Origin of the sequence: Dyella sp., assembly GCF_035486915.1 — a bacterium.
Taxonomy (GTDB): Bacteria; Pseudomonadota; Gammaproteobacteria; order Xanthomonadales; family Rhodanobacteraceae; genus Dyella_B.
The window spans coordinates 21,284-28,084 of record NZ_DATHMR010000103.1 but is presented as its reverse complement, the minus strand read 5'-3'; the positions used below and the strand labels follow the sequence as shown (position 1 = coordinate 28,084).

Genomic DNA, 6,801 nt, shown 5'->3' with positions numbered 1-6,801 from the left:
GTTGACCGGCACCTACGACGACTATGGCAACCTGTTTGCTCTGTCGGCGATCTACAAGTTCTGATCCGCTGTCGAACAACAAATAAAAAACCTCCCCGGAAACGGGGAGGTTTTTTTGTATCTGTCAATTGCTAATGACGTGTCTAGCCCCTGCGTAGCAGTATCTCCACCATCTGCTTGAAGCGTTTGCCGTACGGCGGGTTGAGCAATCCCGTGCCGTTCAGTCGTGCCTGACGGAATACCGGTTTCATGTGCGAGAACGTGCGGAAACCCGCTTCGCCGTGATAACCGCCCATACCGGACGGTCCTACACCGCCAAACGGAAGGCCATGTTGGGCGATGTGATAGAGCGTGTCGTTGAGTGTCACGCCGCCGGCATGCGTGCGTGACAGCACGTCGTCGATGCGCGTCTGGTCTTCCTCGAACAGGTACAGCGCGAGGGGGCGAGGGCGATCGATGACGTAGTCGATCGCATCGTCAAAGCTGTTGTACGGAACGATCGGTAACAGCGGCCCGAAAATTTCTTCCTGCATCACCGGCAAGTTGTCAGGCACATCGGTAAGCATGACCGGTGTCAGCAATCGTTGCGCTGGCCGGTCGGGAGTATCGCTAAGCGGCTCGGCGCGCGCGCCCGCCGCGACGGCGTTGTCGCGCATGCTGGATAGGCGTTGATAGTGCCGCTCGGTGGCGACGCTTGCATACTGCTTGTTATTTGCCAGATCCGGATACAACCGTGTCATGGCCTCGCGCGCGGTCGCGGTAAAGCGTGCGACATCGGCACGCGGCACCAAGACGTAATCCGGTGCGATACACGTCTGGCCGGCGTTGACCATCTTGCCGAACACAATGCGTTCCACGGCGTGATCGAAGCGCGCACCGGGGCCGATGATGGCCGGCGATTTGCCGCCCAATTCCAGCGTTACCGGTGTGAGATGGGCAGCGGCCGAACGCATCACGTGATGCCCGACTGCCGTCGAACCCGTAAACAACAAATGATCGAACGGCAAACCGGCGAACGCCTGACCGACCGAGGCATCGCCATTGACCACCAGCACTTCATCCGGCTGAAAGTGACGAACGACAAGGTCCGCGAAGAGCTGCGAGAACCGTGGCGTGTACTCGCTCATCTTGACCATCACGCGATTGCCCGCAGCAAGCGCATCGACCATCGGTCCGACCGCGAGAAACAGCGGATAGTTCCACGGCACGATGATGCCCACCACACCCAGCGGCTGCGGCAGCATCTCGGTGCGCGCCGGCAGAAATGCCATGCTAGCCATGCCGCGCTGCGGCTTCATCCAGCGCTTGCCGTGACGTAGCGCGTGACGAACCGCCGACAGGCTGGGAAATACCTCCAGCATGTCCGTTTCTTCTGCTGGCCGGCTGCCGAAGTCGGCATTGATGGCATCGGCGATCTCTTTGCGATGATCGCGCACCAGTGCTTCGAGCGCGTGCAGACGTCGGGCGCGTGTGACCCAGCCGGGCAGCGGATCGCGCGACTGTGCGGCGCGCAATCGCTGCAGATCGAGAGACAAGTCAGGGCGATCGGGCAGGTTCATGGCGGCTCAGAATTTGGTCCGTAGTTCGACACCATACACGCGTGGCGGTGTCACGACCGCATACGGCGTGCCGAAATCATTGGTGCTGTCATTGCCGATGCTCACCACATAGCGCTTGTTGAACATATTGTTCACATACAAGCCTACGCCCCAACGCTCGTCCGGGGTATGCCAGTCCAGACGCGCGTCCACGCGGTTTGAAGACGTGCCTACGCTGAACAAGGGCGTGGTGAGACAGGTGCCCTGGAAACCGGAGTCCGCGTTGCAGCGCGTGGGACCGCGGTACGCATACTGCATGTTGAATTCCAGGTTGCCGTTGTAGACGTCGCCCCAGGTGTAATCGAAGCCTGCCGTCGCCGAGAAGAACGGCTCGCCCGTGGGTTCGCCTGCGAGGTTTGCGCCGGACGTGGAAATGCCCTCGATGTACGTGCTGTCGATATAGGCGCTGGTGAAATTCAAACGCAGCGCATCGACGGGCTGCCACTGCACTTCGGTTTCAAGACCATGCGCATGCTGGTCGCTCGTCATCACCGTGTAGAAAGGAACGCCCGAACCCGACGAGTTCGGGTTCAGCACGGACGACTGCAGATTCGAATAGCGGTAGTAGTAGGCCGATGCGTTGAACAGCAGGTTGTAATCGGGCACCACCATCTTGATGCCGGTTTCGTAGTTCCACACCTTTTCCGGCGCGTACAACGAACCTACCTGCAGGCTGTTGTAACCGCCGGCCTTATAGCCCTTGGTGACTGACAGGTAACCCATGACGTTCGGCGTGGCCTTGTAGCTCAGCACAGCGCGCGGGCTGAAGTCGTGCCAGCTGTTTTTCGCCTGCACCCATTGACCGACGGCGTTGGGAAAAATGATGTTGCCGCCGAATGCCTGCAACGCTCCCTGCGCATCGGGTGGCAGCATACCGTAGATGCCAGTGGCCATCAGCTCGGCAACTGTTTGATCGAACGCTGCTGCTGTACGCGGCGGCGTGTACCACGTGAATTGTTTCTGATCTTCGGTATAGCGCAAACCTGTGGTCAGGTCCCATTGATCGTTCAGATGCCAGATCACGTCGCCAAATGCAGCGTACGCCTTGAAGTTGCCGTCGTTGCTGATCTGTTCGCGCCACGGGTCGTTAAGCAGGCTGAAGGGCAACCCCTGTGCCTGCAAAGCTCCAGTGATTTCCGTCAGGGGAAGACCAAGCCCATCCACATTTTGTGCAAGCGTATCCAGGCTGCTGGTATTGGTGTTCACCTGACTCGTCTGGCGCGCTTGCTCGGAATAGAAGCTTACGCCGGACACCCAGTCCATCAGGTCGTTGTCGCCCGACAGTTTGAATTCCTGGTAGTAACTGTTGTTGTGCTCGATGTTGGCGGTGTCGAGATACGAGACGATGTGATTGGTGCCATCGTCATCCTCGTCGTTATACGTATTGAAGTAGCGCCACGCTGTTGTGGACGTGAAACTGCCCCACGAGAACGAATGATCGATGATCAGCGTCGAGTCGTTGAACTCGCGCCGTTCGTCGGCCGTGATCGCATCGTTGTACAGGGGCGAGTTCAGCGGATTAATGTACGTCTGCGGATTCGGCGGGAACGGTGGGCGCTCGTTCGTGTCGTTGGAGAGCGCAACCAAACCGAAGGCCGGACGCGGCGGTTGATTCAGCCGTTCGTGATCGAAGGACCACAGCAGGCGCGTGTCAGGCGTGATGTTCCAGCGGTAGACCATACGGCTGCCCCAGTCATCGTTCTTGCCGTAATGCTGACCATTTGCTTGGTCCTTGATCCAGCCATCGCTCTGGTTGTCCACCACGCTGATGCGTAGCGCCATGTCCTTGTTGATTGGCATGTTCAACAGCGCGTTGGTGTATTTCTCGCCGTCGTTACCGAAGCGCACGACAACCTTGCCTTCAAACTTGTCGGTAGGTTCCTTGGTGACAATCGAAATGGCACCGCCTGCCGCGTTGCGGCCAAACAGCGTTCCTTGCGGGCCTTTCAACACCTCGATGCGATCGATATCGTTGAAGGCAAGCAATGCGCCACCGCTGCGTGCGGCGTAGACACCGTCTATATACACACCTACCGCCGATTCGGTGCCGATGCCGAAGTCGCTGGTCGAGATCCCGCGCAGCGAATAGTTCGGCTGTGTCGGCTGCGAACCATCCACCACCAGGCCGGGAACGAACAGCGAGATTTTGCTGAGATCCGTGGCAGCCTGCGTGTCGATCTGTTTCGCCGTGAGAATCTGCAGCGGAATCGGCACCTGTTCCATCTGCTGCGTGCGGCTCTGCGCCGTCACCGTGATGTTGCCCAACTGCTTGGCTTTGCTCGCGTCCGGCGCATTCTGCGTGTTGCTGGTATTTGTTGTGTTCTGCGCAGGCGTATCGGCGAAGGCCGGCATTGGCGCCCACATCAACGTGGCGACGCCACCCAATAACAGGTGGCGTATGTAGGCAGGCAGCGGTTGTTGGCGCATGGTCATGCAATGTCTCCCCTCGGTCGTCAATCGCGCGGCCTTGTTTCAACCGCTGCGTCCCCTGGTTTTTAATGAAGTACGACGCAGTCTCCCGGCTGCGCTGCAATCCATGCCTTGATCAACGCAACACCCTCCTGGTGCACGGTGCTGCGTCCAATCTCCGGCATCATCGTGCCCGGTTCGGCGGAGCTAAGCCGGTAAGGCAGAATCGAATCGTCCGGATGTCCCGGCACAATGTCGAACATGTGATCGCCGGTGCCCTGACCGGCGGCCGTCGGCGGCTTGCAGAAACCGATATGGCGATCTTCGGGCGTATTGATGTCCAGCGTCAGCCCCGTCGTATTCGCCGCACCCTTTGGATTGTGGCAATGGCCGCAGTTGATATCGAGATACGCGCGTGCGCGTGCGTCCAATGGCGCGTTCTGGTCCATCCAGTTGGCATTGCGCGGTGCGTCTGCCGGCGCAGGTGCGCCGGTGAGATAGCCCACCTGCGTCAGATATGTCAGCTCGTTTTCGTCGCCATCCGGATAGTGATAATCGCGGTTCAGGTGACGCGCCTTGGGTCCAATCGGTTGCAGTGCGCGTGTTGTCCAATCGTGGGCATGACAACTTACGCACTGACTTTGATCGGGCACGACGTAATTGAAGTTCTCGCGTTGGCCGCTGTCGCTTACCAGCGTCAGTGCCTGGACATCTCCCGTGCGAGCTAGCATGGCCTCGGTCTGATCGGCATTCCATACATAGGGAATCGCCACCCAGCCTTCTTTGCGACGCACGAGGATGCGTGTTTCAACCAGGTGCACGTTATGAAGATTCAATCCTTGTCCGGCGAAATCACGATGGGTGTCGTACGTGCGTGCGACATCAGTGGCATTGCGCGCTTCGCCTTTTGGCAGTGGATAGAAGAACGTTTTGCTGATAATCGTGCCGACGGGGAAATCGAATGTGTCGGTCGGGTTGTATTTGGCCGACACCCCTTTGGGCATCCAGATCGTGCGCAGTTTGTGCGCGTAATCGGTGAACAACGGTGTGTTCAGTTCGTACGGCACCACACCATTGTTCAACTGCAGCACACCGTCGCGCGCTTCGACTACATGCCAATCGCTCAATTTGGGCGGATAACCGTCGTCATGAAACGTCACCGGGTCCATCCCGCGATGACAGGCTGACAAGCAAACGAGCGCGAGCAACATCAGCCCGCGCATCCACATCTTCATCGGCATCACGACACTCTCAAACTTTCGGTTCCGGATTCAGCACAACCGGCGGCAGCTTCGGCAAGGTGCACTGGAAGGGCTTTATGTCCGTACTCGGATTCTTGTATTCGTTCGGTCCGTCGGCGTCGATGACGCCGTTGACATCTTGCAGGCAGATGCGATCGTCGGCTGGCGGCAAGCCGTTCACGAGATCCTTCGGGTCGGCGTAGCCATCCCACAAGACATCCGGAAATTTGCCGCTCAGACCATAAACAGCTGTTTTCAGCGTCTTGAGCTTTAAGCCATCCGGTGAATCGCCGCCGCCAGCGATGCGGTTGCCATACACGAAGATGCCCTTCGGATACGGGTTGTAATCGGCCGCCACGCCGCGCGTGTTGTAGTAGTTCGTCGAGAAGTAGCTGGAGATGATGATGCTGGCGGTCTGGCTGCCGCTGATGTCGTTATCGAAAATCTCCACTTTGTCGTTGGAATTTACGACCACGCCGGAACCCGCCGGAACACTCGCCACCGCTGCGCCTTTCTTTGCAAAGTTGGCGGTGTTGTTGTCGGCCACCTTATTGTGGAAAACGCGCGAGGCGTGACCGGCCTGCGAAAGGTTCGGCATGTTGAATACCAGAATGCCGCCGGTGTTCTTTGTCGCTGTGTTGTCGTAGACGTCTGCGTTCACCGAGTTTTCGATTTCGATACCGGCCACGTTCTGCTCGGCGCGATTGCGGCGCACGATAATGTTGTTGGACTGTCCGACATAGATGCCGGCATCCGATGCACCGATCACCACGGAATCTTCGATAAGCGTGTTCTGCGTCTTCACCGGATAAAGACCGTACGCGCCGTTGGTGCTGCTCGGGCCACCGGTCCATTCCACGCGTACACCGTGGATGGTGATGTTCTTGCCCTGATTGATCTTCAGCGCGTCGCCCATCGTGTCTTCGATGGCGAGATTTTCGATGGTGAAGTCGTTTGCATTCACCAGCAAACCTTCGGGCCCAACGATCTGACCCTTGAACGACAACACGGTCTTGTCCATGCCGGCGCCACGAATCGTGACGCCATCGGTACGCAGGCTGAGGCCGCGCTTCAATGAGTAGTGGCCGGCGGGAATGTCGATCACGCTGCCGGGCTTTGCATCGAGCAGTTGTTGTTCGAGCTTGCTCTCGAACGATTGATCGATCTGGCTTTGCTGAGCCGATTCCTGGTGACCGCAACCGGCGAGCAGCAACGCCGCAACGATCAGCGTAGTGGTCTTGCGCATTTTGAAACCTCCCCTCGCACCCTGCGGCGCCGTATGTAAGCACTCTCCCCCAAGCGGCGGACGGCGGGGAGGGCAAACGGGCCGAATATGGGGGGCAACGCGGCCAGTGTGTAGGAGTTGTGACAGCGGCGTTCGTCGGTCCTGGGCCCGTTTGGGGGATTGGTCTTTAGCACAACCTATTGAGCAGAGCTCAAGCCTGGCTTGCAGAGATATCGCTTTTTCGGGCTATCAAAGGCATCTATCTTGAACACCTATCAAGTCACTTTGGAGGCTGCTATGCGCTCGTCCTGGGTTCTTCCGTTCCTTC

4 protein-coding genes are annotated in these 6,801 nt (G+C 58.4%); all 4 read right to left on the bottom strand.

The window, feature by feature from the left end:
* Positions 1 to 143 precede the first annotated feature (143 nt).
* Positions 144 to 1,559, bottom strand: coding sequence for a coniferyl aldehyde dehydrogenase (locus tag VK725_RS08425; RefSeq protein ID WP_325317617.1), 1,416 nt, complete (start codon positions 1,557 to 1,559; stop codon positions 144 to 146).
* Positions 1,560 to 1,565: 6 nt separating this feature from the next.
* Positions 1,566 to 4,031 (bottom strand): TonB-dependent receptor, encoded by a 2,466-nt coding sequence (locus VK725_RS08420; protein ID WP_325317616.1) that lies wholly within the window; start codon positions 4,029 to 4,031, stop codon positions 1,566 to 1,568.
* Between the two features lie 62 nt (positions 4,032 to 4,093).
* Entirely contained in the window at positions 4,094 to 5,248 is a 1,155-nt protein-coding gene (locus tag VK725_RS08415; protein WP_325317618.1) for an SO2930 family diheme c-type cytochrome, read from the bottom strand.
* A gap of 10 nt (positions 5,249 to 5,258) precedes the next feature.
* Positions 5,259 to 6,494 (bottom strand): parallel beta-helix domain-containing protein, encoded by a 1,236-nt coding sequence (locus VK725_RS08410; RefSeq protein ID WP_325317615.1) that lies wholly within the window; start codon positions 6,492 to 6,494, stop codon positions 5,259 to 5,261.
* Between the last annotated feature and the right edge of the window lie 307 nt (positions 6,495 to 6,801).